The 25,712-nt window shown below is 52.7% G+C and carries 26 protein-coding genes; 20 read left to right on the forward strand and 6 right to left on the reverse strand.

Annotation, left to right across the window (positions count from 1 at the left end; translation table 11 throughout):
• Window positions 1–163 precede the first annotated feature (163 nt).
• The 3 genes from MCJ35_RS05405 to MCJ35_RS05415 all read left to right on the forward strand — a co-directional run bounded on the left by MCJ35_RS05405 (window position 164) and on the right by MCJ35_RS05415 (window position 4,008).
• Window positions 164–2,107, forward strand: coding sequence for an OPT family oligopeptide transporter (locus tag MCJ35_RS05405; RefSeq protein WP_008722938.1), 1,944 nt, complete (start codon window positions 164–166; stop codon window positions 2,105–2,107).
• Between the two features lie 99 nt (window positions 2,108–2,206).
• Entirely contained in the window at window positions 2,207–2,557 is a 351-nt protein-coding gene (locus MCJ35_RS05410; protein ID WP_025482593.1) for a PqqD family protein, read from the forward strand.
• A 152-nt stretch (window positions 2,558–2,709) separates the two neighbouring features.
• Window positions 2,710–4,008, forward strand: a complete 1,299-nt coding sequence (locus MCJ35_RS05415; RefSeq protein ID WP_050927340.1) for a DUF1576 domain-containing protein — start codon at window positions 2,710–2,712, stop codon at window positions 4,006–4,008.
• Window positions 4,009–4,101: 93 nt separating this feature from the next.
• Here the strand turns inward: MCJ35_RS05415 and MCJ35_RS05420 are convergent, their stop codons facing one another.
• Both MCJ35_RS05420 and MCJ35_RS05425 read right to left on the reverse strand, forming a co-directional pair.
• Entirely contained in the window at window positions 4,102–4,410 is a 309-nt protein-coding gene (locus MCJ35_RS05420) for an AzlD domain-containing protein (RefSeq protein WP_008722943.1), read from the reverse strand.
• Window positions 4,400–5,119 (reverse strand): AzlC family ABC transporter permease, encoded by a 720-nt coding sequence (locus MCJ35_RS05425; RefSeq protein WP_008722945.1) that lies wholly within the window; start codon window positions 5,117–5,119, stop codon window positions 4,400–4,402. The genes MCJ35_RS05420 and MCJ35_RS05425 overlap by 11 nt, the downstream gene beginning before the upstream one ends.
• Before the next feature lie 604 nt (window positions 5,120–5,723).
• Between MCJ35_RS05425 and MCJ35_RS05430 the strand changes: the two genes are divergently transcribed.
• The 7 genes from MCJ35_RS05430 to MCJ35_RS05460 all read left to right on the forward strand — a co-directional run bounded on the left by MCJ35_RS05430 (window position 5,724) and on the right by MCJ35_RS05460 (window position 12,794).
• Complete coding sequence (locus MCJ35_RS05430; protein WP_025482591.1) at window positions 5,724–6,158, forward strand: PTS sugar transporter subunit IIA domain-containing protein; 435 nt, start codon at window positions 5,724–5,726, stop codon at window positions 6,156–6,158.
• A 41-nt stretch (window positions 6,159–6,199) separates the two neighbouring features.
• Window positions 6,200–7,390, forward strand: coding sequence for a glycoside hydrolase family 88 protein (locus MCJ35_RS05435; RefSeq protein WP_240299384.1), 1,191 nt, complete (start codon window positions 6,200–6,202; stop codon window positions 7,388–7,390).
• A gap of 21 nt (window positions 7,391–7,411) precedes the next feature.
• A complete protein-coding gene (locus MCJ35_RS05440) occupies window positions 7,412–7,903 on the forward strand; it encodes a PTS sugar transporter subunit IIB (protein ID WP_008722957.1) in 492 nt (163 codons plus the stop codon).
• Between the two features lie 31 nt (window positions 7,904–7,934).
• Window positions 7,935–8,723 (forward strand): PTS mannose/fructose/sorbose/N-acetylgalactosamine transporter subunit IIC, encoded by a 789-nt coding sequence (locus MCJ35_RS05445; protein ID WP_008722959.1) that lies wholly within the window; start codon window positions 7,935–7,937, stop codon window positions 8,721–8,723.
• On the forward strand, window positions 8,713–9,522 hold the full coding sequence (locus MCJ35_RS05450) for a PTS system mannose/fructose/sorbose family transporter subunit IID (protein WP_008722960.1): 810 nt from the start codon (window positions 8,713–8,715) through the stop codon (window positions 9,520–9,522). Before MCJ35_RS05445 ends, MCJ35_RS05450 begins: the two co-directional genes overlap by 11 nt.
• Before the next feature lie 205 nt (window positions 9,523–9,727).
• Entirely contained in the window at window positions 9,728–11,737 is a 2,010-nt protein-coding gene (locus MCJ35_RS05455) for an alginate lyase family protein (protein WP_025482588.1), read from the forward strand.
• Between the two features lie 52 nt (window positions 11,738–11,789).
• Window positions 11,790–12,794: a LacI family DNA-binding transcriptional regulator gene (locus tag MCJ35_RS05460; protein WP_008722964.1), complete on the forward strand. Its 1,005-nt coding sequence runs from the start codon at window positions 11,790–11,792 to the stop codon at window positions 12,792–12,794.
• A 158-nt stretch (window positions 12,795–12,952) separates the two neighbouring features.
• Here MCJ35_RS05460 and MCJ35_RS05465 read toward each other — a convergent pair whose 3' ends face one another.
• The 3 genes from MCJ35_RS05465 to MCJ35_RS05475 form a co-directional block, all read right to left on the reverse strand.
• Window positions 12,953–13,474: an ECF transporter S component gene (locus MCJ35_RS05465; protein WP_025482587.1), complete on the reverse strand. Its 522-nt coding sequence runs from the start codon at window positions 13,472–13,474 to the stop codon at window positions 12,953–12,955.
• A gap of 233 nt (window positions 13,475–13,707) precedes the next feature.
• Window positions 13,708–14,355: an HAD family hydrolase gene (locus tag MCJ35_RS05470; RefSeq protein WP_025482586.1), complete on the reverse strand. Its 648-nt coding sequence runs from the start codon at window positions 14,353–14,355 to the stop codon at window positions 13,708–13,710.
• A gap of 50 nt (window positions 14,356–14,405) precedes the next feature.
• Window positions 14,406–15,383, reverse strand: coding sequence for an ROK family protein (locus tag MCJ35_RS05475; protein WP_240299385.1), 978 nt, complete (start codon window positions 15,381–15,383; stop codon window positions 14,406–14,408).
• Between the two features lie 231 nt (window positions 15,384–15,614).
• Here MCJ35_RS05475 and MCJ35_RS05480 point away from each other — a divergent pair, with 231 nt between their 5' ends.
• Complete coding sequence (locus MCJ35_RS05480; protein ID WP_025482584.1) at window positions 15,615–16,559, forward strand: AEC family transporter; 945 nt, start codon at window positions 15,615–15,617, stop codon at window positions 16,557–16,559.
• 16 nt (window positions 16,560–16,575) lie between these two features.
• On the forward strand, window positions 16,576–17,445 hold the full coding sequence (locus MCJ35_RS05485) for a DMT family transporter (RefSeq protein WP_025482583.1): 870 nt from the start codon (window positions 16,576–16,578) through the stop codon (window positions 17,443–17,445).
• Between the two features lie 45 nt (window positions 17,446–17,490).
• On the opposite strand, the gene MCJ35_RS05490 is transcribed toward MCJ35_RS05485, so the two are convergent.
• Window positions 17,491–18,504, reverse strand: a complete 1,014-nt coding sequence (locus MCJ35_RS05490; protein ID WP_008722978.1) for an asparaginase — start codon at window positions 18,502–18,504, stop codon at window positions 17,491–17,493.
• A gap of 229 nt (window positions 18,505–18,733) precedes the next feature.
• Between MCJ35_RS05490 and MCJ35_RS05495 the strand changes: the two genes are divergently transcribed.
• The 8 genes from MCJ35_RS05495 (at window position 18,734) to ilvC (ending at window position 25,688) form a co-directional block, all read left to right on the forward strand.
• Window positions 18,734–19,198, forward strand: coding sequence for an NfeD family protein (locus MCJ35_RS05495; protein ID WP_008722979.1), 465 nt, complete (start codon window positions 18,734–18,736; stop codon window positions 19,196–19,198).
• Window positions 19,199–19,288: 90 nt separating this feature from the next.
• Window positions 19,289–20,239, forward strand: coding sequence for an SPFH domain-containing protein (locus tag MCJ35_RS05500; protein ID WP_008722981.1), 951 nt, complete (start codon window positions 19,289–19,291; stop codon window positions 20,237–20,239).
• Between the two features lie 125 nt (window positions 20,240–20,364).
• On the forward strand, window positions 20,365–21,759 hold the full coding sequence (locus MCJ35_RS05505; protein ID WP_025482582.1) for an MATE family efflux transporter: 1,395 nt from the start codon (window positions 20,365–20,367) through the stop codon (window positions 21,757–21,759).
• Between the two features lie 40 nt (window positions 21,760–21,799).
• A complete protein-coding gene (locus MCJ35_RS05510; RefSeq protein WP_008722985.1) occupies window positions 21,800–21,982 on the forward strand; it encodes an HPr family phosphocarrier protein in 183 nt (60 codons plus the stop codon).
• Window positions 21,983–22,286: 304 nt separating this feature from the next.
• On the forward strand, window positions 22,287–23,123 hold the full coding sequence (gene nudC / locus MCJ35_RS05515) for an NAD(+) diphosphatase (RefSeq protein WP_025482581.1): 837 nt from the start codon (window positions 22,287–22,289) through the stop codon (window positions 23,121–23,123).
• Between the two features lie 75 nt (window positions 23,124–23,198).
• Window positions 23,199–23,867 carry an HAD family hydrolase gene (locus MCJ35_RS05520; protein WP_008722989.1) on the forward strand — a complete coding sequence of 223 codons (669 nt, stop codon included), beginning with the start codon at window positions 23,199–23,201 and terminating at the stop codon, window positions 23,865–23,867.
• Between the two features lie 159 nt (window positions 23,868–24,026).
• Window positions 24,027–24,530, forward strand: a complete 504-nt coding sequence (ilvN, locus tag MCJ35_RS05525) for an acetolactate synthase small subunit (RefSeq protein WP_008722991.1) — start codon at window positions 24,027–24,029, stop codon at window positions 24,528–24,530.
• A gap of 147 nt (window positions 24,531–24,677) precedes the next feature.
• On the forward strand, window positions 24,678–25,688 hold the full coding sequence (gene ilvC, locus MCJ35_RS05530; RefSeq protein ID WP_008722993.1) for a ketol-acid reductoisomerase: 1,011 nt from the start codon (window positions 24,678–24,680) through the stop codon (window positions 25,686–25,688).
• Window positions 25,689–25,712: the final 24 nt, after the last annotated feature.

Raw genomic sequence — 25,712 nt, forward strand, 5'->3', positions numbered from 1 at the left:
TGTGGATTAATATAATTAAGGGTAGAAGCTGTATTTTTGCCAAAAAATGCGCTAAAACTTTAGAAAATTCATGTAATTTTTACCATTTTCCGAAAAAACATGGAAATTATTTTCCTGCAGTGTTATAATAGGGCGATATTATATACAAAGGAGTGATAGTTACATGAAAGATGAAAATGGTTTTAAACCATTTATACCGGCAGATAAGGTGGTTCCGGAGATGACTGGGGTATCCATAATCCTGGGTATACTCCTGGCAGTGCTGTTTGGCGCGGCCAACGCATACCTGGGGCTGCGGGTGGGCATGACCGTATCCGCGTCCATCCCTGCGGCAGTCATATCCATGGGAGTCATCCGTGTCATATTAAAGAGGGATTCCATCCTGGAAAACAATATGGTGCAGACCATTGGCTCGGCAGGCGAATCAGTGGCAGCCGGCGCAATCTTTACCCTGCCCGCCCTGTTCATGTGGATGAGCGAATGGGGTGAGGGGGCGCCGTCCCTGGTTGAGATTTCCCTGATAGCGCTGTGCGGCGGCGTCCTGGGCATACTGTTCATGATACCCCTGCGCCAGGCCCTGATTGTAAAAGAACATGGAACACTTCCGTATCCCGAAGGCACTGCCTGTGCCGAGGTGCTGATTGCAGGGGAACAGGGCGGTTCCAAAGCCGGTGTCGTATTTGCCGGAATGGGGATTGCCGCATTTTATAAGTTTATTGCGGACGGTCTGAAGCTGTTCCCCAGCGATGTGGACTATGATATCCGCAAATACGGCGGCGGCGTGGGCATGTCCGTGCTTCCGGCCCTGGCAGGAGTGGGATATATATGCGGTTCCAAGATTTCCTCCTACATGTTCTCGGGCGGGATCATTTCCTGGCTGATACTGATGCCCATCATCAAGCTGTTCGGAAGCGGACTTACGGAGCCTTTTGCACCGGCCACCGCATTGATCAGCGATATGAACAGCCAGGCCCTTTGGGGGTCTTATATCCGCTATATCGGCGCAGGAGCCGTGGCGGCCGCTGGTATGATAAGCCTGATTAAGTCCCTTCCCATGATTGCCTCCACCTTTATGGACGCAATGCGGGATTTAAAGGGCGGCCGCCAGACCTCCACCCTCCGTACGGACCAGGATATCCCAATGAACATCGTGCTCATGGGCGTGCTGGCCGCGGTTGTGGTCATCTGGCTGGTGCCGGCTGTTCCCGTAACCTTTGTGGGGGCGCTGCTGATTGCAGTATTCGGTTTCCTGTTCGCAGCTGTTTCCTCACGTCTGGTAGGCCTTGTGGGCTCCTCCAATAACCCGGTGTCCGGTATGGCCATTGCAACCCTGCTGGTATCCTCCCTTGTACTCAAGGCTGTATCCGGTTCAGGCCACGACAGCATGATGGGCGTGATTGCCATCGGCGGCGTCATCTGCGTCATTGCAGCCATTGCGGGCGACACCTCACAGGATTTAAAGACAGGCTTCCTGGTCGGCTCCACGCCCAAGAAGCAGCAGGCTGGTGAGCTTATCGGCGTTGTCTCATCCGCCATTGCCATCGGAGGCGTGCTGTATCTGCTTAACCAGGCATGGGGCTACGGTTCCACCGAGCTTCCTGCTCCTCAGGCCATGATCATGAAGACCGTGGTGGAGGGCGTGATGGACGGCAACCTTCCATGGAATATGATCCTGGCAGGCGCTGCCATCGCTGTTGTGATTGAAATCCTGGGCATCCCCGTAATGCCTGTTGCGGTTGGCCTTTACCTCCCGCTTAGGACCACGTCGGCCATCATGGTGGGCGGCCTGATCCGTCACTGGTATGAAAAGCGCAGGTTTGCAAAGGAAGAGGACAGGAAGGAAGCTATTGACAAGGGCGTCCTCTATACTTCCGGTATGATTGCAGGCGAGGGACTGGTGGGTATCCTGTTGGCCGTGTTCGCCATCGTACCCCTGGCAAGCGCAAGGGGCGGTTTCCTGGCTGATTTCCTGAACCTTTCCGCCATGGACAACGGGCTGGGCGCATTCCTTTCAAGCCCGGCATCCAAGCTTGTATCCCTTGTGGCATTTGCGGTCCTGATGCTGACCATGTTTAAGTTTACAATATGGCATAAAGATAAAAAATAAGACAGCGCTGTCATATCCAAGTGGGGCGCGGGTTAAGAAGGTGCCGGATTCCGGCGCCTTCTGTCCATATCATATAGTGAGTGAAAGGATGGTGCGGGTTTGGGCCGTATAAAGATGAAGGATGAAAACTATCTGGAGCAGATTCCTGTGAGGAATCCCGGTTTCCCATGGAAGGAAAATGAACAGGGAATCGTGACTGTTGACATGGTCCACCGGGGATTTTTTCCGATGCTTGCACAGAAACTGTGGGTCACTCCCAAAGTGAGCCACATTAAACTGGATTGCTTCGGCAGCTTTGTATGGAAGCAGATTGACGGTAACAGGAACCTGATTGAGATCGGCGTCATGGTAAAGGAGGAGTTCGGTGAGAAATGCGAACCGCTGTATGAACGTCTGGCAAAGTATTTTGAAATGCTGAAAAATAATAAGTTTGTTGAATTTAAAAGGTGAGGAAGGGCTGTGCCAAGATTCCCGTTCCGCTGTCCTGTGTTTTTGCAATAAAATATTCTGCACAAATTTGGCAGTTAAAGTAAAAAATGTCTTTGCTAAATATCCTTCTATCAGTTATGATAGAAAAAGAGCTGTAATTGGGAGGATATTTTATGAAGAATATGGAACATTTCCATGAAATGAAATCACTGACAAGGACACAGAAGTTTTGTCTTCTTTCATTGATTCCGGCTTATTTTATTGTCATAGGTCTGGTGGTCCAGCCCTTGCAGGAAATTGTCCCAGGAATTGTGAATATCATCAGGGAACCGGATTTCCTGATAACGGATTATTTTGTTGTTGGCGGCGTTGGGGCTGCTTTGATTAACGCAGGCATGCTGACCCTGATGAGCATCGGGATCATCTACTTTATGGGCATGGATATGGATGGCCATACAATCACTTCCAGCTGCCTGATGTTCGGCTTTTCCCTGTTTGGAAAGAATCTTCTGAATATCTGGGCAATTCTTGCAGGCGTATACCTGTATGCCAAGTACCATAAAACATCCATGAAACGTTATATCTATATCGGCCTGTACGGAACCAGCCTTTCGCCCATCATCACCCAGATGATGCAGGTGGGAAGCCAGCCTCTTGTCATACGCCTGTTCATAGCGGTCAGCGTGGGAATTGTCATTGGTTTCGTGCTGCCGCCCCTAAGTACCCATGTCCACTATGCGCATAAGGGGTATTCCCTCTATAATGTGGGGTTTGCGGCGGGAATCATTGCCACTGTCATCGTATCTCTGGTTAAGTCCTTTGGCATTGAGGTGGAATCCAGGCTCATATGGTCCACGGGCCATAACACGATGTTCGGGATCCTTCTGTCCGTCCTCTTTGGCGGCATGATTGTATTCGGTGTTGCTGTCAGGGGGAAAGGGCTGTTCGAATCCTATAAAAGGATACTTAAATCCTACGGAATCGGAGGGACTGATTATCTCCGGGATGAGGGCGGGGCCACCACTGTTTTTAATATGGGGATTAACGGCCTGTTTGCAACCTATTTTTCCCTGGCGGTGGGCGGGGATCTGAACGGGCCGACCATCTGCGGGATTTTTACCATTGTGGGTTTCAGTTCCACGGGAAAGCATCTGAGGAACATTGCCCCCATCATGCTGGGGGTCTACCTTGCCAGCTTTACAAAGACATGGGAAATCTATCAGCCATCCCCCATGCTGGCCCTGTTGTTTTCCACCACACTGGCTCCTGTGGCGGGAGAGTTCGGACCGGTGGCAGGTATCATAGCGGGCTTCCTTCACTCGTCCGTGGCGCTGAACGTGGGGATTGTTTACGGCGGCATGAACCTGTACAACAACGGGTATGCAGGAGGTATCGTAGCCATTTTCATGGTGCCGGTGGTCCAGTCCATCCGGGACAGGAGGGCGCGGGCCAGAGGAGGGTTATCCCTGTAATAGGAAACAATATGAAACAATATAAAACAAGAAACGTGTCCTGTGGCTGTCTTTTTGTGGCAGCCATGGGACACGTTTCTATTTCTTTATATGTCAGACCATCAGGAGTTCCAATACCAAAACAGCGGCGCACCCTGCCAGGGATACCTGGAACAGGCTTTTCCCCCTGTAGGCCAGGATGATTGCAACGGCCAGGGCGGCTGCGCCTGACCACAGGGAGGCCGTGGCGTGAAGGATGGCCGGGAAGGTCATGACGGACAGGGTTACGTAGGGGACATAGTAAAGAAAGGATTTTATATAAACATTTCTGATTTCCTTTTTTATCAATGTCAGGGGCAGCAGACGTATCAGGTAAGTGACGCCTGCCATGACCAGGATATAAAGATATACATTACGGTTCATCTGCCTGTTCCTCCTTTAATGGGAATAGGATTGCGGCTGCGCCTGCAATCAGGATGGTGAGTATAATGATTTTAAAGCCGGATGATATGTGGTTCAGCGCAGGTATCCGGGTAAACAGCCAGCTGAGCACCATGGATACAAGGATGACGCAGGTAAGGATCCGGTTGCCCTTGGCGGGCGGTATGACCACGGCCAGGAACATGCCGTAAAGGGCCACGTTCAGGGCGCTCAGGAGACGGGCAGGCAGCAGGTCGCCGGAGATTGCGCCTAACAGGGTGCCCAGGGTCCAGCCAGGAACAGCCACGCACATCAGCCCATAGCTGTAAAACGGGCTCAGCATGCCGGGGCGGCACACGGAGACCCCGAATATTTCATCGGTAACGCCATACGATATTAAGAAACGGTGGAAAAAGGGAAGCCCTGCCTTGAGTTTCTGGGACAGGGAACAGGACATCAGGCAGTACCGCAGGTTGATGATCAGCTGGGCAACGGCCATTTCCGCAAAGGGCGCGCCGGCCTGGATGATACCGAGGGCCGCAAACTGCCCCGCGCTTGTAAGGTTGGTAAATGACATGACCACTGCCTGCCAGGTGTTAAGGCCCGCGCCGCTGGCCATGATCCCGAAGGTAAAGGAAACAGCCAGATATCCCAGGCCAATGGGAATGCCGTCCTTTAATCCCGATTTAAACTGTGTTCCATTGCTTTCCATAATTACCCCTCATATGTAGAATGATGTGGCCGGGCTGTGTGGTTCACTGTATGTAAAGCCCCGGCGTCCTTTCCAATTATATCAGGAAAATCCTGGTTGTAAATCGGGTTTTTCATGAAAAACAGGAAATATTGCGGATCAGGCTCTTTCAATTACCTTACAATACCGCGGAGCGCGGGAACCATGAAAGCCTTATAAAGGAAAAAGGGTTTTACTGGAAAATGCTCCTGATTTTTTATGATGGAGGACGGATGTGGATTTGGATACTGGATTGCCGGATAGACAGAAGATGTAAACCAATGAGTGAATAAAGCATGTAAACCAAAATGGTTTACTATATACGAGTGCTTTGGAAAAACTGGAATGAAGGGAGTGAAATTCCTGATATTGGAGAATATAATGTGATATATGCACAAAATGTAACGAGATATTTGTGCAATATATCAGAAAAGTATGGCATTTTGAAAAATCATATTGACAACCATGGCAAATAATACTATACTTCAATCATGAGTAAACCGGTTTACCAAAAACGAGATAATACGGACAGAATAAGAGGGAACAAGCAAAGAATCAGTAAACTGTTTGAGAAGGGAGTAAACAAATGACAGGAATCATTGTAACGGGCCATGGACATTTCCCCACAGGGATATTAAGCGCCATCGCATTGGTGGCAGGAAAGCCGGAGAACACGGCCGGGGTGGACTTTGAGGAGGGATGCAGCTCATCTGATTTAAAGGAGGCCATGAAACTGGCGGTGGAATCCCTTGAAGGGGAGGAAGTCCTGATCCTCGCCGACCTGGTGGGCGGTACGCCATTTAATGTTGCGGCGGCCCTGAAGCAGGAGTATACGGGGAAACGGATAAAGGTCATGGCAGGCGTGAACATGGCATCCCTGGTGGAGGCCGTATTCTCCAGACCCATGTATGGGTTAGACGGGCTGGTGGAGGCCGTGCTCACGGCAGGCAGGGAAGGCATTAAGGATCTGGACGGCCTGGGCAATGATGAGGAAGGGCCGGAGTTTGAAGGCGGCCTGTAAACAGATGTGGTATGATGATAAAAAGATGAGGTGAGGGAGACATGATAAAAAAGATACATGTGGAACCAATCAGGAAAAAGGACAGCTACCTTGGGGGCAGCCTTCTCACCAAAAGGGAGGTGGAGTCTGCCATCGGGGATGTGGTAAGGCAGGTGCGCTGCAATATGAAGTACTTTGGGACAAGGTTCCCGTCTTCCGCGGCAAAGGACCAGACATACGGCATCATTGAAAACATCGAGTGGACCGACGGCTTCTGGACCGGGCTTTTGTGGCTGTGTTACGAGTACACGGGGGACCAGGATTTCAGACGGCTGGCGGAACAGAATGTGTCCTCGTTCCTGAACCGGGTGGAAAAGCGCATTGAACTGGACCACCATGACCTGGGCTTCCTTTACTGCCTGTCCTGTGTGGCAGGGTATAAGCTGACCGGCTCCGGGGATGCCAGGAAGGCGGGCCTCCTGGCAGCGGATAAACTGATGGAGCGTTTCCAGGAAAAGGGCGGTTTCATCCAGGCATGGGGGAAACTGGGGGCCAGGGACAACTACCGGCTGATCATTGACTGCCTGTTGAATATCCCGCTGCTGTACTGGGCCACGGAGGTAACGGGGGACCATACATATAAAGATGCGGCTGTGCGCCACTATGAAACCGCATGCAATCATGTAATCCGCCAGGATGCCTCGGCCTACCATACATTTTATTTTGACCCGGAGACAGGGGAACCCTTAAAGGGCGTTACAAGGCAGGGGTACAGCGATGATTCGGCCTGGGCCAGGGGACAGGCCTGGGGGGTATACGGAATCCCCCTGAATTACAGGTATACGAGGGATGACAGCGCCTTTAACCTGTTTGAGGGCATGACCAACTATTTCTTAAACCGTCTGCCTGAGGACGATGTGTGCTACTGGGACCTGATATTCACGGATGGTTCCGGCCAGTCCAGGGATTCGTCGGCAGCAGCCGTGGCCGTGTGCGGCATCCATGAGATGCTTAAGTACCTTCCTGAGGTACACCCGGACAAGGAGACCTATCAATACGCCATGCACCGCATCCTCCGCTCCCTGATGGAGGGGTACACCAACCCGGATATAAAGGAAGGCGCGCCGGTGCTTCTCCACGGCGTGTACTCCTGGCATTCAGGCAAGGGCGTGGATGAGGGGAATATATGGGGAGACTATTATTATATGGAAGCGCTGATGCGTTTCTACAAAGACTGGAACTTATATTGGTAAGGATAAAAGGAGGAAATCATAATGCCAGTACCGAATATCGTAGCATTCAGAATTGACGAAAGGCTGATCCACGGGCAGGGACAGCTTTGGATTAAGGCCCTGGGGGTCAACACGGTGATTGTGGCCAATGACTCTGCCAGTGAGGACGCCATGCAGCAGACACTGATGAAGGCCGTGGTCCCAAAGACCGTTGCCATGCGCTTCTTCTCCATCCAGCACACCTGTGATGTGATCATGAAGGCGTCCCCCAAGCAGACCATCTTCATCGTGTGCAAGACAACAGAAGACGCCCTTAAGCTGGTGGCAGGAGGCGTTCCCGTGAAGGAAATCAACGTGGGCAACATCCACCATGCCCCGGGCAAGGAAGATATAAGCAAATACATTGCCCTGGGAGAGGAAGACAAGGCGGCCCTCAGGGAGATGCGGGATAAATACAAAATCACATTCAATACGAAAACCACTGCATCCGGCGATGACGGCACTGCAAAAGTGGATTTAAATAAATACTTATAATAAAAAAGGGAGAATAAAGGAGGGAATGATCGTGACAATCAGTATGTTTCAATGTTTGCTTATCGGTTTATGGACAGCGTTCTGTCTTGCAGGTATGCTGTTCGGTATCTACACCAACAGGTGTCTTGTGATGGCGGCGGGCGTGGGCCTGATACTGGGGGACCTGCCAACCGGACTTGCCATGGGAGCTGTGGGGGAACTGGCGTTCATGGGCTTTGGCGTGTCCCAGGGCGGTTCCGTGCCGCCTAACCCCATGGGGCCTGGTATCGTGGGAACCATTATCGCCATCACCATGAAGGATTCGGGCATCGATGTGGGTTCTGCCCTGGCCCTTTCATTTCCGTTTGCAGTGGCGTTCCAGTTTGTGATCACAGCCACCTATACGTTTGCCACCACACTGACCAGCTTTGCCTACAAGGCCCTGGATAAAAAGGACTTCAGGGGTTTTCGCATCGCGGCCAATGCGACGGTGTGCATATTCGCAATCGTGGGTTTCATCATTGGGTTCGGAGGCGCATTCAGCTCCGAAGGCCTTTCAAGGATCATTTCCCTGATTCCGGCCTGGCTCAGCGACGGCTTGGGCGTGGCAGGGAAAATGCTTCCGGCCATCGGCTTTGCCATGATCCTCAATGTAATGGCTAAAAAGGAACTGATCCCGTTCGTGCTGCTGGGCTATATTGCAATCGCCTACCTGAACCTTCCGGTCATGGGCGTTGCAGTGATCGGCACCGCAATCGCATTACTTGTATTCTTTCACGCAGGCAAGGGCGCCGGCGGATCTGTAGAAGAAGTGGAGGTTGAATTTGAAGATGGCATCTAATCAGTTGGAGAAAAACGATTATTTAAAAACATCCCTGCGGGCGTATTTCCTGCAGAACGGTTTTAACTACGGCAATTACCAGGGCCTTGGATACGCCAATGTGCTGTATCCCTCCCTTCGCAAGATGTATAAGGACGATGATGACAAGCTTCAGGAAGCATTGAAGGAAAACATTGAGTTCTTCAACACCAACATCCATTTCCTTCCTTTCATAACAAGCCTGCATCTGGTGATGCTGGAGAATAAGACTCCCTCCAGTGAAATCCGCAACATCAAGATGGCGCTTATGGGCCCCCTGGCCGGAATCGGCGATTCACTGGCCCAGTTCTGTCTGGCTCCCCTGTTTGCAACCATCGGCGCCTCCCTGGCCATGGACGGCCTGATCATGGGACCCATCCTGTTCTTTGTGGCCATGAACGTGATCCTTCTGGGGGCAAAGGTGCTTACAGGCATGTGGGGATACAAGCTGGGAACCAACATCATCGCAACCCTCAGCAGCAAGATGGAGCAGATATCCAATGTGGCCAGCATGATTGGCGTAACGGTCATATCCGGCCTGGCCGTGAACTTTGTAAAGATTACCACGCCCATACAGTATGTGGCCAGCATGCCCGGCGACCAGCAGAAGGTAGTGGCAATCCAGGAGATGATTGACGCCATTGCCCCCAGGCTGCTTCCTGTACTGTTCACAGGACTGATATTCTACCTGATTAAGGTGAAGAAGTGGACTACCTACAAGCTGGTTATCTTAACCATCGTGATTGGCGTGGTGCTTTCACTGCTGCACATCATTGCGTGATGTGACGATTCATGGACAAAACCCCCGGCAGTTTGATTTGCCTGGGGTTTTGTCCGTATCAGCCGGCCGGACGCCACGGACAGCCGGACGCCACAGACAGCCGGACGCCACAGACAGCTGGACGCCACGGATGGCTGTGGCTGTCTGACGGCATCCGGCTGCAGGATCATGCCATACCATGAATGAAAACAGGAGGAGGACAACAATGAAACAGGACCGATTCACCGCCCTTAAGGAACGGACCAGCGGATATATACGACAATATGACCCTGCCTTTGTAACGGAATACATGGGACGGCGCTGTCCCTTGGAGGCGGAAAGGGTGATTGCGCAGGCGGACCGCCTTATGGAGCAGACCTTTACCTTTGAGGACAGATGGGATATGGAACCCTGCGCCGCCCCATACACCCTGAAGGAAATGGTCTGGGATCACAGCCCCAACCAGGACCCGGAATGGATATTCATGCTGAACCGCCATGAATACCTTCATAAACTCCTGCTGGCATACCGCCTCACAGGAAAACAGGCATATATAGGAAAACTGGAATGGTATATGGAACACTGGATGGCATCCAACCCGATCCTTCCCAAGGCCACCCTGGCCACCCGTTCCATTGACACGGGGATCCGGTGCATGAGCTGGCAGTTCCTTCTGGTCCATCTCATAGGGGAAGGGCTTATGGGACAGCGGCAGGCGGAGAAGATACTGGACAGCATGAGGAGCCAGTTTGCATATATGAGGAATGGATATATTGGAAAATACACCCTCAGCAACTGGGGCCTGCTCCAGACCGCTGCCATCTGCCACGGTTTTTTGTGGTTTGGGGAATACCTGCCGGAGGACGGACTTTCTGAGTGGGCGTGGAAGGAACTTGAAGACCAGCTGGCGCTGCAGGTCCTGCCGGATGGTTCCCACTGGGAGCAGTCCATGATGTACCATATGGAGGTGCTGCTGGCCTGCATGAAGCTTCTGGCATACTGGAACGGCGATGTGCCGGAGGAAAGGACATGGCTGCTGGCAAAGACCGTGGAGATGAGCCGGTATGTGATGTACGCGGCCGGGCCTGACCATTGCCAGATTGCCCAGTGTGACAGCGATGTAACGGATGTAAGGGATGTGCTGACAAAAGCAGCCGTATTGACAGGGGACGGGCGGTTCCGGTCTGCCGGATTTGAATCCATGGACCTGGACAGCGCCTGGCTTTTGGGACGGGACGGAATCTGCAGATATGAACGGCAGAAGCCGGTGTGTCCAGAGTCCAAGAACCTGCACGCGGAGGATACGGGAAATGTCTATGTGAGGAGCAGCTGGTCCGAAGACAGTCATTTCACCTATCTTAAGTGCGGCCCCCTGGGCAGCAGCCACGGACATGCGGACATGACCCACATTTCCCTGTATTATAAGGGCAGGCCGTTCCTGGTGGACAGCGGAAGATACTCTTATATGGAAGAAGAACCTCTGCGCCCGGCCTTAAAAAGCGCCCAGGCCCATAATGTGTGCGTGATTGACGGCGAGTCCCATGGGATTCCCAGGGGCGCCTGGGGATATGATTCATACGGGGAATGCCTGAAAACATATTACAGGGAGCAGGGACCGGTGCAGTACTGTGAAATGGCATATCACGGCACCCTGTCATCCGGCCGGAATTACCTTGTCATCCGCCGGGTCCTCATGGCCGACCCGGGTATCTGGCTGATTGTAAACGACATAGGGTGCGGGGGTGGGCATGCACTGCGGGAATATTATCATCTGGATCCCCGCGTGGAGGCATTGCAGGAAGCACATGGCATGGAAGGGGGATGGACCCTGCGTTCCGGGGACACCGGCCTGAACCTGCTGGGCCGGACCGGGTTCATAAAGGAACCGTGTGTGGTATCTGAAACATATAACCAGCTTTCGCCCAGCGCCTGCCTGGTAAAGGAGACGCGGTTCACGGACCGGCATACGGACTGGACCTGCCTGGCCGGGGAGGATGTGGCGATGGGCGGCGTGCCCGTGTATCAGTATGGCAGCCCGGAACCGGTATCCGGATCAGAAGTGGTTTCAAGGACCTTTACCTTATCCTCCGGCGAATCCTGGATCTTCCTCATATGGAACCGGGAAACCTTTAAGGGCGGTAAAATGTATCTCTGCAATGGAATCCCCATATACGGGAAGGCAGCAGTGATTCATTGCAGGAATGGGAATCGCACACTTTACCGATTGAGAAATTAATGGTATAGTTATAAAAGTTATAAATCCTTTGAGCTGGGTGGTGGAGGTCTGTATGAAGAAACTGACAATTAATGAGATTGCTGAACGGGCGGGTGTTTCCAAAACAACGGTATCCTTCTATCTCAATGGCAAGACCAACAAGATGTCCGAGGAGACAAAACAGAGGATACAGCATATCATTAATGAGACAGGATATGAGCCAAGCGCTGCCGCCAGGGCCATGAAAGCCAAGAGCAGCGGGCTTGTGGGCGTAATCCTCGGGGACAGTTCGGATGCCTACTGCGCAAGGGCGTTAAAGGGAATCGAGGATGCGGCAAGCGCCCAGGGATATCAGATCATGATGGGCAACAGCGGCCTTGCCTTCCAGCAGGAAAAGGATTATGTGGAGCGCATGTTAAAGCTGGGCGCGGAAGGTTTCATCATCCAGTCCACCTACCGGTTCGGTATGCTGGCAGGGGATTTGGAGAAAAAGAAGAAGCCCATTGTCTACCTGGATGCAAAACCCTATGACTTTAAGGGAAGATATGTAAAAAGCAATAATTACGACTGTGTCTACCAGGTAATTACCGAGTGCATAAAAAAAGGATATGAGGATTTCCTTATGATATCCGACGGGGAGGCGGCCATCAGCGCGGGCTTTGAGAACACCCAGGGATACAAGGACGCCCTTCAGGACGCGTGCAGGGACGGGGGCACCCAGTATCTGCAGGACGGTATCAAGTCGGCCCAGGTATATGAAATGCTGAAGGAAAAGGTGGATTTAAACAAAAAGACCCTGATTTACGTGGCCAGCCCGGGCCAGCTTCAGGTGGTGTACCAGGCAATCCGCAACTACCCGGACTATATGGGCCTGTTCCCGGATACCCTGGGCCTGGTCGGTTTTGACGTGGAGGGATGGACCAGGATGACCACGCCCGCCATATCGGCAATCATCACCCCTGCCTATCAGGAGGGGGTCAGGGCCATGGAGGAACTGGTGGATGTGCTGGACGGTAAGAAGCGGGAAGGCGATGTGGTATTTAAGAATATTGTTAAGTGGAGGGAGACAACCCTTTGAATATGCAGCTGTGTGCGGCGGGACTGATTGTATGACGTGAATCAGCCCCGCCGCTGCCATCTGGCGGCAGGATACGGGCCTGTACACTGCCGTCCCGTACCCTGCCAGCCTGTACCCTGCCGGCCCATACACGGCCGGTCAGCCGGAAAACCGGTTCCTTAAGCAGCCATGGCTGCTTCCAGGGGCCTGCGGAGCACCGGATACAGCGCGCATGCGATGACCAGTCCTCCGGTGCCCTGAATCAGGTTGGAAGGGACGCTGGCCAGGGCAGCGCCTGGTCCGTAGAGGAAGATTTCACAGAGGAAGTATCCTCCCGCCACCAGCGCCATGTCAATCACGCCGCAAGCCGCTACGGCAAGGTAACCGTGCCTTCCCTGGGCGGTAACGCCGTGGTAAAGGTGGCTGCAGGAAAATGCCACCAGCCCTTTTATGACGAATGTAATGGGCACATAAATGAAATACCCGCCTAACAGGTCCGCCATGCAGGAGCCGATCCCGGCTGCCAGGAATGCCTCGGCTGGTCCCATGAAAATCCCGCAGAGGATGACCACCGCGTCGCCGGGGTGGATATAACCGCCGGTGCCGGGGGTGGGGATGCGGATTGACATGGTGGCCACACAGGCCAGGGCTGCAAAGAGTGCGCACATGACAAGTTTTTTGGTTGATAAGCGTTCCATAATACAGATACCTCCTTTTATCTTCTGGGCTGGTTAGGGACGCAGGGGGCGGGGACGGACTGCTGGGCATGCCCCCGGATCCTGTCTGCATCCGCCTTTGCCAGACGTTTGCTGGTACCTACTATAACGGAAAAGTGGACTGAGCAAAATATCCAGTTGATGATATTTTGACCAGTCCACTTTTTGCGGTTTTTGGTTTGTTCATCTAACGTCCTGGAGCAGTTTTCAGACATGCCCTAGGCGGGACATCCGTCCCGGAACCATTGCTCCATATCTCCCGGCGCCGCGAAACGGCAGGTGGAAGGGATGCCTTCGGGATCATGGCAGCCCCACAGGGCCAGGGCACTGTCCGTTCCCGCTGCCAGGGCGCATTCCATGTCGTAGACGCTGTCCCCCACATAGAGCACCTGGGACGGCCTCACATCATTCATCCACATATATGCATTCATGGGTTCGGGGCCAGGTTTGTGATGGACCGTGTCATCTGCCGTGACGGTACATTGAAAATATCCGGCAATCCCAAATGGGACGAAGGTACTCTCATATTGGCTGGCGGTCTTGGAGGTTATGATGCCCAGGTCATAACCTTCGTTTTTAAGATATTTTAACAGGGGGCGGATGCCTTCGTAGACATAGGCTGTGTGCTGATAGGAATTCATATACTTTTCCCACAAGGGATAAATCCTGAATATCAGTTCCGGGGACTGGATGCCAAGCATTTCAAATGCCTGCAACCCCGGGATGCCAAGCACCGGCGCCAGCTTCCCCACCTCCCGGTGCTCCCCGGTCACTTCCCTGAGGGCTTTCTGCAGGCTGTGGAGTACGGCGGCCGTGGTATCAATAAGCGTGTTGTCAATATCGAATACAATATGTGAATATCTCATGGAAACCTCCTTAAGTGAAAAATGTTGTGGATGGGTCAGGCCGGATTTCCTCAGGAATGCCTGCGGGCCACGGCAAACAGTCCGTTTTCATAGTCTTCCTGGTAACTGTTAGACAGTTCGATGGCAGGAAGGGCCTTGGCCGGGATAAGGCCGGCGCAGCCGCGCCGGATATGGTCCAGCTTTCCCTCCAGAAGAGGGTGCCGGTAAAGGACAATCATGGCCGGGTTGACGGTAAAGGTATAAATCTGGATCAGCCTGATATAAAGCTCCGTCACATCCATGGTCCGCGGGTTTCGCCTCAATTCTTCCCAATACGGTTCCATGAAGGGAAGGAAGGCTGGCTCGCAAAAACCGGAAGTACCGGCCCAAAGCCGGTTGTCTATCACCATGCCTCCGCCCATGCCGCAGCTGCCCATGTACAGCGTGATAAGGGAATTGGCCCTGAAGCGGTAGCTGTTCCAGCATCCCATGGTCAGATAGTTCATATCGTTATCCAACACCACGGAAACCGGGGTGACGGACTTAAAATGTTCAATCAGGTTAATGCCGTGCAGACATGGGAATGCTTCGGATTCCTCCACCATGCCGCGGCTGACCAGGGCTGCGATTCCCACTGCTGCGGCCTTGAGCCGTTGGTGGCGCCCTGCAATGTCAAGGATAAGACGGTCCAGCTTCTCAAGGGAAAATACCTGGAATGAAACCTCTGCCTGTTCCACAGGTTCCTCATCCAGGTTCTTAAGGCTCCACCGCATCCGTCCCTCCTCCACCTGGATTAGAAGATAGAGGCGGTAATCCGGGTTCAGCTGATAGTAACAGGCGCATCTTCCGCCGGTGGAGGTGCCGGTACCCTGGGTGAGGACCTCGCCGCCGGAGCAGAGTTCTTCCAGCAGGCGGGTAACTGTGGGGAAGCTTAGCCCCAGCTGCCTGGCAATCTGGCTTTTTGAGACGGAACCTTCCTGTTCCATGAATGTCCGGATCCGGTCTGTGTTGATCTGTTTGATTGATACGGGATCTTCTGTTTTCATCATAACCCCCTTATTATTGGAGATATTAATATACTTTTTAATATTATATTAATAAGTTAATTCCATTAAATCACAAAATGTCAGGAATGTCAACTGGCTGTTGAAATATTTCCGCTGCCAGTTGTGCTGTTTCTGATGTCAGGCCAGGCCCGGCGGGGCTGAAAGTCTTGACAAATAAAACGGGAACGTATATTGTTACAGGGATAGTGGACAAAAGAGTGGAGGCGGACAGACGTGGAAAATCTGATATTCAGCTTGAATGCAACAATCCCGGTTTTTATACTGATGGTGCTGGGGGTATTATTCAGGAAGGCGGGGCTGATGGACAGCCGTTTTGTGGACCAGATGAACCAGTTCGTGTTTAAGGCGGCGCTTCCGGTCCTGCTGTTTGAAGACCTGGCCAATTCTGATTTTTTCCATGTATGGGATACCGGATTCGTGCTGTTCTGCTTCGGGGTTACCCTGATTGGGATCCTGCTGGCAGCATGCATTTCCATGACACTTAAGGACAAGGGACTCAGGGGGGAGTTCATCCAGGCATCCTACCGCAGCAGCGCGGCCCTTCTGGGGATTGCGTTCATTAAGAATATTTACGGAAATGCAGGCATGGCCCCGCTTATGATTATTGGAAGCGTACCCCTTTACAATGTGATGGCGGTCCTGGTGCTGTCCTTTACAAGACCGGGTCAGGGGAAAATGGACGGACAGGCCCTAAGAGGCACCATCCGGGGCGTCTGTACAAACCCGATCATCCTTGGGATCCTGGCCGGGATGCTGTGGTCCGTGCTGGGTATCCCGCAGCCTGCCATCATGGAAAAGACCGTGTCGAGCCTGTCGGCCGTGGCCACGCCCCTGGGTCTTATGGCCATGGGCGCGTCGTTTAACTGGGAAAAGGCCGGAAAGGCCATGGGGCCGGCCCTCTGCGCGTCGGCCATCAAGCTCCTTGGGCTGACCGCTGTATTCCTCCCCATAGCTGTCATGGCCGGATTCCGGAATGAACAGCTGGTGGCAATCCTGGTGATGCTGGGGTCTGCCACCACTGTGAGCTGCTTTGTCATGGCGAAGAATATGGGGCATGAGGGGGTCCTTACTTCCAGCATCGTGGCGCTGACCACCTGCGGAAGCGCCTTTACATTGACCTTATGGCTGTATATCATCCGGTCCATGGGACTTATATGATGAAGGGGGAAACCGTATGAAGGCAAGATTTGAGATTATATTTTCCATGGCTGCGTTTGGAACCATCGCAGTGTTTGTAAGGAACATAGGACTGCCATCCAGGGAGGTGGCCCTGTACCGGGCGGTCATCGCCGCCCTGGCCCTGCTCCTGTGGCAGCTGTGTACCCGCCAGACCGTCAGATGGCAGGATGTGAAAAAGGAACTGCCCCTGCTGTTCGTGTCGGGGGCAGCCATGAGCGTGAACTGGATTCTGTTGTTCGAAGCCTATAAGTATACCACGGTAGCCATGGCAACCCTGAGTTATTACTTTGCCCCGGTAATCGTGACAGTGGCAAGCACGGTCTTATTCAGGGAAAAGCTGACAGGAAAGCAGATATCCTGCTTTGTCATGTCCACCCTGGGGCTGGTCATGGTAATCGGTGTCAGCGGCGGGGGCGGCAGCCATGACCTGTTTGGAATCCTCCTGGGACTGGGGGCCGCGGTGTTCTATGCGTCCGTGGTCCTGATCAACAAGGGCATCCGGCACGTATCCGGTCTGAACAGGACCTTCATGCAGTTCCTGGCAGCCATACTGGTAATGACGCCGTACATATCCATGACAGGAGGTTCCCACCTGGGAAGCCTTGACATCAATGGCGCCGTGAACCTGATGGTGGTGGGGGTGTTCCATACCGGGATCTGTTACTGTATGTATTTTTCCTCCCTCCGGTATCTGAAGGGACAGGAGGCATCCATATTAAGCTACATTGACCCGGTGGTGGCGGTCATCATCTCGGTGGCAGTGCTCCATGAGGCGGTATCGCCCCTTCAGGCCGCCGGAGGCTTCATGATCCTTGGATTTACCGTCTTGAACGAGTGGGACGCAGGCGCCGCGCGCCGCAGATGACAAGGACCTGGCTCTGGAATGGATTTTCAGACACACTCTGGCAGTTCAGTGCGGATTGCTGTTCCAGAGCACGTCGCGGTTGATTGTCTCATAGAACAGCCTGCGTATTTCGTCCGGATCCCTGGTCTGTCCAAGAATCCACATGGTCTTGGTGACCACTGCCTCCAGGGTCATGTCGTAAGCCTCCAGCAGGCCGAATTCCTGCTTGATGTTCCGCCCTACCTCGTATACGGACATATTGCTGCCCTCGTTGGTGACCTGGGTGGTCATGATCACGGTCTTGCCCCGGCCTGTCCAGTGGCCGATGGCCCGGTAGTAATCGCCCTTCTCATAGGAGGGGAGGCCGCCCACGCCAAAGGATTCGATGATGAGCGCGTCAAAGTGCCCGGCCATATAGTCCAGAAGGGACGTGTCCGTGGAGGGAATCAGCTTCATAAGCCCCACGTTGGAATCCAGTTCATGGAAGAACCTGACCGGTTCCGTGCTCCTGTCCTTGTCGTCCAGATAGAATATGATATGGTCCTCCTGTATGACGGCCACATTGGGGAAGTTGATGCTGGAAAATGCATTATAGCTTTTTGTGCGTTCCTTTTTCCCCCTGGTTCCTGCAATGGCCTTTCCGTCAAACACGATATTCACGTCATGCGCCCTGGGGTCTGAGGCAAAGCGCAGGCTGTCGGCCAGGTTGGTCCGGGCGTCCGTGTTTTCCATGTCAATGGGCTTTTGGGAGCCGGTGATGACAATGGGCTTATGGGAATGCTGGATCAGGTAGGACAGGGCGGCGGCTGTATAGGCCATGGTGTCCGTGCCATGGGTTATGACGAACCCGTCATACTGGTCATAATGGGCTTCTATGGCAGACGCAATGGTCAGCCAGTGGGACGGCTGGATGTTGGTGCTGTCGATGTTCAGTATCTGGATGGTATCAATCTGGCAGTAGGTCCTGCTGTCCGGCACGTAAGAAAGGATTTCCTCCGATGTGATGACCGGCTTTAAGCCGCGTTCCGTGCGCTTGCAGGCAATGGTCCCTCCGGTGCCCAGCATGAGAATACGTTTCATGGTCTAGTACCTCTTTTCTTTTGTTTTTCATAGTATATCCCTAAATTAAAAACATATAATAATTAACTGTAACAGGTTTCGTGTCCTGTTTACAATTATATTAAGAATAATATAAATTTACAATCCCTTGATTGCTTTTAGGCATATCTATGATAGAATAGCAGTATAACCAATTTTCTCCAGAGTCACTGTACTTGTTGGCAAACAAACTCTAGGAAGGGGGATTCATATGTCTGTTGCGTGGCTTATAGCATTTGTTGTATTTCTGGTAGTGGAGGGCATGACTGCATCCCTTACCAGCATCTGGTTTGCAGGAGGGGCGCTGGCCGCCCTGGTGGCGCAGGTCTGTGGAGCGTCCTTGCGGCCGCAGCTTGCGGTATTCGTAATTGTCTCATTTGCCCTGTTCATGATGGTCCGTCCGTTTACAACCAGGTATCTTCACCGGAAGAAGACAGATACCAATGTGGACAGCTTTACCGGCCGCAAGGCGGTTGTAAAGGAACGGATTAATAACGAGGCCGGTACCGGCTCCGCCATACTGGCAGGAGAGACCTGGCTTGCCAGGTCGGCCGTGGAGGGCGTGGTATTTGAACCGAATACAGTGGTGGTCATCACGGCTGTCAGCGGCGCCAAGCTGATTGTGAAGGCTGTGGAGCCGGAACATAAGGTGGAGCTGCCGAAGGAGGATGCCTGAAGGGATATATCTGAAGGAATATACCTGAAGGGACATACTTAAAACATAACTAATAATTAACTAAAGGACAACAACTTAAGGAGGAGTAATATGTTTGGTGCAATCGGAGGTTTTCTCGTTTTTATCATCATTGCCGTCATTATCCTGTTCATCCTGTCCACGTGCATCCGCATCGTGCCCCAGGCCCAGGCGCTGGTAGTGGAACGTCTTGGAGCGTATCAGGGGACGTACAGCGTGGGAATCCATTTCCTGATCCCGTTTTTTGACCGGGTTGCCAAGAAGGTGAACCTGAAGGAGCAGGTGGAGGACTTCCCGCCCCAGCCCGTCATCACCAAGGATAATGTAACCATGCAGATTGACACGGTGGTGTTCTTCTATATCACGGATCCGAAGCTGTATGCTTACGGCGTGGAGCGGCCGCTGCTGGCCATCGAGAACCTGACAGCCACCACGCTGCGTAACATCATCGGCGACCTGGAGCTGGATGAGACACTGACGTCCAGGGAGACAATCAATGCCAAGATGCAGGAGTCCCTGGACATTGCCACGGACCCGTGGGGCATCAAGGTGACCAGGGTGGAGCTTAAGAACATCATCCCGCCCGCAGCCATCCAGGAGGCCATGGAGAAGCAGATGAAAGCTGAGCGTGAGCGCCGTGAATCCATCCTCCGCGCCGAGGGCGAGAAGAAGTCCATGATCCTTGTGGCTGAAGGTAACAAGGAATCCGCAGTGCTTAATGCAGAAGCAGAGAAGGAAGCGGCCATCCTGCGCGCGGAAGCTGAAAAGGAAAAGAAAATCAAAGAGGCAGAGGGCCAGGCGGAAGCCATCCGTTCCGTACAGCAGGCAACGGCCGACGGTATCCGCTATATCAAGGAAGCAGGCGCTGACAATGCGGTGCTCCAGTTAAAGAGCCTGGAAGCCTTCCAGGCAGCCGCCAACGGGAAGGCCAACAAGATCATCATTCCTTCTGACATCCAGGGGATAGCGGGGCTGGTCAAGTCCATTGCCGAGGTTGCCGCGAAGGACGAAGCCGCAGAATAAATTCCGGTAGACAAAAATGATAATATGATATAAGATGAGAATTGACAGTAGTGCCCATCAGCGTGTTTTGACTGATGGGTGCTATTTTATCTGAAATAAAGAATACGATAGCGTGAGGATGGGTTATGGAGGGAGAAGTCGTAAAAAAGAACCGGATTACGGAAGGGAGCATATTCGGACAGCTGCTGCTGTTCTTTTTCCCCATATTGTTCGGGACGTTTTTCCAGCAGCTTTATAATACGGCGGACGCCATGGTGGTTGGGAGGTTCGTGGGTAAACAGGCCCTGGCCGCGGTTGGCGGCAGCACCAGTACCCTGATTAATCTCCTGGTGGGCTTTTTCGTGGGTCTGTCCAGCGGCGCCACGGTCGTCATATCACAGTTTTACGGCGCCAGGAAGGCGGATAAGGTCCATTGGGCCGTACATACCTCCATTGCGTTTTCCGTAATAGGCGGCATTGTTTTCATGATCATAGGACTGGCAGGGTCCCCATGGGCCCTGGAAGCCATGAAGACGCCTGAGGATGTGATGGGGCATTCGGTTGTCTACATAAGGATTTATTTCCTGGGTATCATAGCGAACCTGATTTATAACATGGGAGCCGGGATACTGCGCGCGGTGGGGGATTCCAGGCGGCCCCTGTATTTCCTCATAGCCAGCTGCCTTACCAATATTGCCCTGGACATACTGCTGGTGGCGGTCCTGCGCATGGGAGTGGCGGGGGCTGCCATTGCCACCATCTCCTCCCAGCTGTTAAGCGCCATCCTGGTGGTGCGCACCCTGATGAGGACCGATGACATGTATAAGCTGGAATGGAACAAGGTCCGCATCGACCGCAGGATGCTTCAGCGGATCGTGCGTATCGGCATACCGGCAGGCATGCAGTCCGTCATGTACAATATCTCCAATGTCATCATTCAGGCCGGCGTGAACACCCTTGGTACGGACAATGTGACGGCCTGGGCTACTTACGGCAAAGTGGACGGCCTGTATTGGATGATGATCAATGCCCTGGGCATATCGGTCACCACCTTTGTGGGCCAGAACTATGGCGCCGGGCGCATGGACCGGGTGCGCAAGGGGGCGGGCGCATGCATGGTGATCGGCGTGGTGCTTACCGCGTCCGTGGGAGTGCTTTTGTATAACGGGGGCCACCTTCTGGTGGAACTGTTCACCACGGACCAGCAGGTGCAGGCCATCAGCATGGACCTGCTGCATTTCATGGTTCCCACCTTCATCACTTACATTGCCATTGAAATCCTCTCGGGCACCCTCAGGGGCGTGGGGGATGCCTGGGTTCCGCTGATCCTTACCGGAATCGGCGTGTGCGCGGTCAGGGTGCTCTGGATCATGTTCGTACTTCCGAAGTACCACACAATCATCGGCGCAGCCTTCTGTTATCCGCTTACCTGGAGCCTGACAACCATTGCCTTTGTGATTTACTACTATTTCTTCAGCAGTCTCAGGCGGTGGGAGGTAAAACCTTTCTTTAAAAGAATCAGGATGTATAGGCGTTCCTGATTGGGGAAGACTTTCTGTATAATGAACAGGAGGTACCCATATGACGACAAGAGAGGTTACATTTGATTCAATAGAGGAAGTAAAAAAATTCGTGAACCAGGTAGAACAGTATCCCGAGGACGTGGATGTGTGCTGCGGGAGCTGCATGGTGGATGGGAAATCCATTCTGGGAATCCTGAGCCTGGGGATACGCAAGAAGCTGAATGTGGTAATACATGACTGATGGGCCATGGTCCGTTGCCATGGTTCACAGGGCTTACAAAAGGGCGGACGTGGGTGTTCAGGCATGCCCCAAGGCCCGTACAGCCAAAAGACGGGGAGCGGTGCTGTCCGCGGGAATGCTTTTGAGGGTTTTCCCGGCGGGGCGCCTTTGGCTCCTGCTTTGATGCAGGAGCCACCCCGTTTTTTTGTTTACAAGAATGGAAGGGGTCCCAAAATCCAAATATAAATCCAAATTTACATCAATGCTTTCATGTGGTACAATAGATTCCATATCTTCAGGAAAGATGAAAGGACGATGACATAAGATGATTCAGGACATTGCGCCGCATACATACGATCCTGTTTTCAGGAATAAGGAACCTGAGGACCAGGATTACGTGCTGCATTATGAGTATAATAAGGTGATGCTTCTCAAACAGGGGGATGGGATGGCCATCCCTTCCTTTGGAGACTTAAAGGAGGAGGCAAAGGAGATTAAGGCTGGGGCACAGTATCTGTTCTCCATTGACGGCAGGGCCTATTACTGTGTGACTGATATGGACGTGCCGGAGTTTGGCGGGTTTAATCTGGAGCCTCTCACTGTTTTCCGCAGCCTGGAACCGTTGCATCAGGCGTTTGCGGGTATTACCGGAAGCCAGCTCTACCGGTGGAGGCAGAGCCGGCAGTTCTGCGGACATTGCGGGACAAGGATGGAACCCAGCGCCATGGAGCGCGCCATGGTGTGTCCGGATTGCGGACAGACAGAGTATCCGAAAATCAGCCCGGCGGTGATTGTCGCCATTACCAACGGCGATAAGCTGCTTATGTCCAGATATGCGAAGGGGGCTTACAGGAATTATGCCCTGATTGCAGGATTCGTGGAGATAGGGGAGACCTTTGAGGACTGTGTGCGCAGGGAAGTCATGGAGGAAGTAGGGCTTAAGGTTAAGAACATACGTTATTATAAAAGCCAGCCATGGGCGTTTTCAGATACGGAAATGATTGGATTCACAGCGGAACTGGACGGTGATGATACCATACGTCTGGAGGAGGAAGAGCTGTGTGAGGCCGGGTGGTTTACAAGGGACGAGATAGTGGAATACGGACCGTATATCAGCGTGGGCCATGAGATGATGAAGGCATTTAAGGACGGCAGGATATAGGAGAGGTATATGCTGCTGGATGATGGGACTGCAGGACTGCTGCTATAGAGGAAAAGAAAGGATTGTGTGGATGTTATGAATCAGAAGGATTATATCCTGTTTGACCTGGACGGTACCCTGACTGATCCAAAGGAGGGGATAACCAAGTCGGTGCGCCATGCCCTGAACCATTATGGAATCCAGGTGGATGATCTGGACACCCTGACGCCTTTCATAGGGCCTCCGCTGACGGACAGCTATAAGAAGTATTATGGCTTTTCGGATGAGCAGGCATGGGAAGGGGTGCTGGTGTACCGGGAATATTTCAGCGAGAGGGGATGGCATGAGAACAAGGAGTATCCTGGTATTAAGGAAATGCTGGATGCCCTTAAAAAAGCCGGAAAGGTGCTTTTGGTGGCAACCTCCAAGCCTGAGGAGTTTGGCAGGAAGATTCTGGAGTATTTTGGCATGGCGGGATATTTTGATTTCATTGGCGGCGCGGATATGGAAGAGACCAGGGTGCGCAAGGCGGATGTGATCCGGTATGTCCTTGAACAGTATGGGCTTGACAGGACGCCAGAGACCCTGGCCCGCTGCGTGATGGTGGGGGACCGGGAACATGATGTGCTGGGGGCCAGGGAATGCGGCATGGACTGCGTGGGGGTTCTCTATGGATATGGTGACAGGCAGGAGATGGATGGGTGCCGGCCGGCCTGGATTGCGGCCACGGTAGATGAATTAAAGGATTTACTTTTGACATTATAACCTGCACTCATAATAACCATTCCTATTATGCAATTGACAAATAGAACAATGGTTGCTATGATTGAAATTACTATTAAGAAGGTCCACGATAGAAGACATTGTGGAACATAAGGAGGGGCAGTGTTAAAGCTGTCCGCCATGATGAGAGGGTGGGATTATATGGATGACAGAATCGTGTTATCGCTGCTTGTAGACAATACCGCTGGTGTGCTGGCCCGGGTAGCCGGACTTTTCAGCCGCCGTGGTTACAATATTGAAAGTCTGACCGTTGGCGTCACTGCGGACCCGCGGTACTCCAGGATGACCGTGGTCTCACTGGGTGACCAGACTGTTCTGGAGCAGATTAAGAACCAGCTTAATAAACTGGAGGATGTAAGGGATATCAAGGAACTGCAGCCGGACCGTTCCGTGTACAGGGAACTGATGATGGTAAAGGTCAGGGCCAATGCCGCAGACAGACAGTCCGTCAGCGCCATCTCCAGCATTTTCCGCGCAACCATCGTGGATGTGGGCAAGGATTCACTGACCGTCATGCTGACAGGAGACCAGTCCAAGCTGGACGCGTTAATCAACCTGCTTGAAGATTATGAAATCCTGGAGCTGGCCCGAACAGGCCTGACAGGGCTGGAACGCGGCGCCGAGGATATCAGGATGCTTCCGTAAGTTCCCGTGCAAGGGAAAGGGCGGCATGGATGGAATTACATAACTGTTAAGTAAGAGCTTAAGGGGGCGGCCAAGGGCGGACTGAGAGTCGTCGGTTTTGTTGCCTTAACATATACATTTTCAAAGGAATTAAGGAGGATAAGAGCAATGCCAAAGATTTATTATCAGGAAGATTGTAATTTATCATTATTGGAAGGCAAGACCATTGCTGTCATCGGTTACGGCAGCCAGGGACATGCACATGCATTAAACTTAAAGGAGTCAGGCTGCAACGTGATTGTTGGTCTGTATGAGGGGAGCCGTTCCTGGAAAAAGGCTGAAGAGCAGGGATTTGAAGTATATACGGCAGCTGAGGCAACCAAGAAGGCCGATGTCATCATGATCCTGATTAATGACGAGAAGCAGGCAGCCATGTACAAGGAGTCCATCGCTCCGAACCTGCGCCCGGGCATGATGCTGATGTTTGCCCACGGTTTTGCCATCCATTTTGGACAGATTGTTCCGCCTAAGGATGTTGACGTGACCATGATAGCGCCAAAGGCTCCGGGCCACACCGTAAGAAGCGAGTACCAGAGGGGCAGGGGAACCCCATGCCTGATTGCCGTACATCAGGATGCAACAGGCAAGGCAACCGATATGGCGCTGGCTTATGGCCAGGGAATCGGCGGCGCAAGGGCAGGTATCCTGGAGACCACCTTTAAGGTAGAGACTGAGACAGACCTGTTCGGCGAGCAGGCAGTTCTGTGCGGCGGAGTCTGCGCCCTGATGAAGGCTGGTTTCGAGACGCTGGTAGAAGCAGGCTATGCTCCTGAGAACGCATATTTCGAGTGTGTACATGAGATGAAGCTCATTGTAGACCTGATTTATGAGAGCGGTTTTGCCGGCATGAGATATTCCATCTCCAACACGGCTGAGTACGGCGATTATATCACCGGACCAAAGATTGTTACAGATGAAACCAAGAAAGCCATGAAGAAAATCCTGTCCGATATCCAGGACGGCACCTTTGCAAAGGACTGGCTGACAGAGAACCAGGTGGGCTGCCCTCACTTTAACGCCATGAGGAAGAACGAGGCAGACCAGCCGCTTGAAAAGGTTGGATCTGAGCTTAGGAAGCTGTATAGCTGGAATGATACGGATAAGCTTATCAACAACTGATCATACATATAAGGTTAGGAGAAA

This window comes from Enterocloster sp. OA13 (assembly GCF_022440595.1).
In the GTDB taxonomy this organism is placed as follows: domain Bacteria; phylum Bacillota; class Clostridia; order Lachnospirales; family Lachnospiraceae; genus Enterocloster; species Enterocloster hominis.

Bases quoted from the DNA above. Each gene is read 5' to 3' on its own strand.
- MCJ35_RS05455 (WP_025482588.1), top strand. From the start codon at position 9,728: ATGAAACAGGACCGATTCACCGCCCTTAAGGAACGGACCAGCGGATAT.
- MCJ35_RS05475 (WP_240299385.1), bottom strand. From the start codon at position 15,383: ATGATGAAAACAGAAGATCCCGTATCAATCAAACAGATCAACACAGAC.
- ilvC (WP_008722993.1), top strand. From the start codon at position 24,678: ATGCCAAAGATTTATTATCAGGAAGATTGTAATTTATCATTATTGGAA.
- MCJ35_RS05510 (WP_008722985.1), top strand. From the start codon at position 21,800: ATGACGACAAGAGAGGTTACATTTGATTCAATAGAGGAAGTAAAAAAA.
- MCJ35_RS05460 (WP_008722964.1), top strand. From the start codon at position 11,790: ATGAAGAAACTGACAATTAATGAGATTGCTGAACGGGCGGGTGTTTCC.
- nudC (WP_025482581.1), top strand. From the start codon at position 22,287: ATGATTCAGGACATTGCGCCGCATACATACGATCCTGTTTTCAGGAAT.
- MCJ35_RS05450 (WP_008722960.1), top strand. From the start codon at position 8,713: ATGGCATCTAATCAGTTGGAGAAAAACGATTATTTAAAAACATCCCTG.
- MCJ35_RS05430 (WP_025482591.1), top strand. From the start codon at position 5,724: ATGACAGGAATCATTGTAACGGGCCATGGACATTTCCCCACAGGGATA.
- MCJ35_RS05405 (WP_008722938.1), top strand. From the start codon at position 164: ATGAAAGATGAAAATGGTTTTAAACCATTTATACCGGCAGATAAGGTG.
- MCJ35_RS05490 (WP_008722978.1), bottom strand. From the start codon at position 18,504: ATGAAACGTATTCTCATGCTGGGCACCGGAGGGACCATTGCCTGCAAG.
- MCJ35_RS05520 (WP_008722989.1), top strand. From the start codon at position 23,199: ATGAATCAGAAGGATTATATCCTGTTTGACCTGGACGGTACCCTGACT.
- MCJ35_RS05485 (WP_025482583.1), top strand. From the start codon at position 16,576: ATGAAGGCAAGATTTGAGATTATATTTTCCATGGCTGCGTTTGGAACC.
- MCJ35_RS05440 (WP_008722957.1), top strand. From the start codon at position 7,412: ATGCCAGTACCGAATATCGTAGCATTCAGAATTGACGAAAGGCTGATC.
- MCJ35_RS05495 (WP_008722979.1), top strand. From the start codon at position 18,734: ATGTCTGTTGCGTGGCTTATAGCATTTGTTGTATTTCTGGTAGTGGAG.
- MCJ35_RS05500 (WP_008722981.1), top strand. From the start codon at position 19,289: ATGTTTGGTGCAATCGGAGGTTTTCTCGTTTTTATCATCATTGCCGTC.
- MCJ35_RS05420 (WP_008722943.1), bottom strand. From the start codon at position 4,410: ATGAACCGTAATGTATATCTTTATATCCTGGTCATGGCAGGCGTCACT.
- MCJ35_RS05505 (WP_025482582.1), top strand. From the start codon at position 20,365: ATGGAGGGAGAAGTCGTAAAAAAGAACCGGATTACGGAAGGGAGCATA.
- MCJ35_RS05415 (WP_050927340.1), top strand. From the start codon at position 2,710: ATGAAGAATATGGAACATTTCCATGAAATGAAATCACTGACAAGGACA.
- MCJ35_RS05435 (WP_240299384.1), top strand. From the start codon at position 6,200: ATGATAAAAAAGATACATGTGGAACCAATCAGGAAAAAGGACAGCTAC.
- ilvN (WP_008722991.1), top strand. From the start codon at position 24,027: ATGGATGACAGAATCGTGTTATCGCTGCTTGTAGACAATACCGCTGGT.
- MCJ35_RS05470 (WP_025482586.1), bottom strand. From the start codon at position 14,355: ATGAGATATTCACATATTGTATTCGATATTGACAACACGCTTATTGAT.
- MCJ35_RS05425 (WP_008722945.1), bottom strand. From the start codon at position 5,119: ATGGAAAGCAATGGAACACAGTTTAAATCGGGATTAAAGGACGGCATT.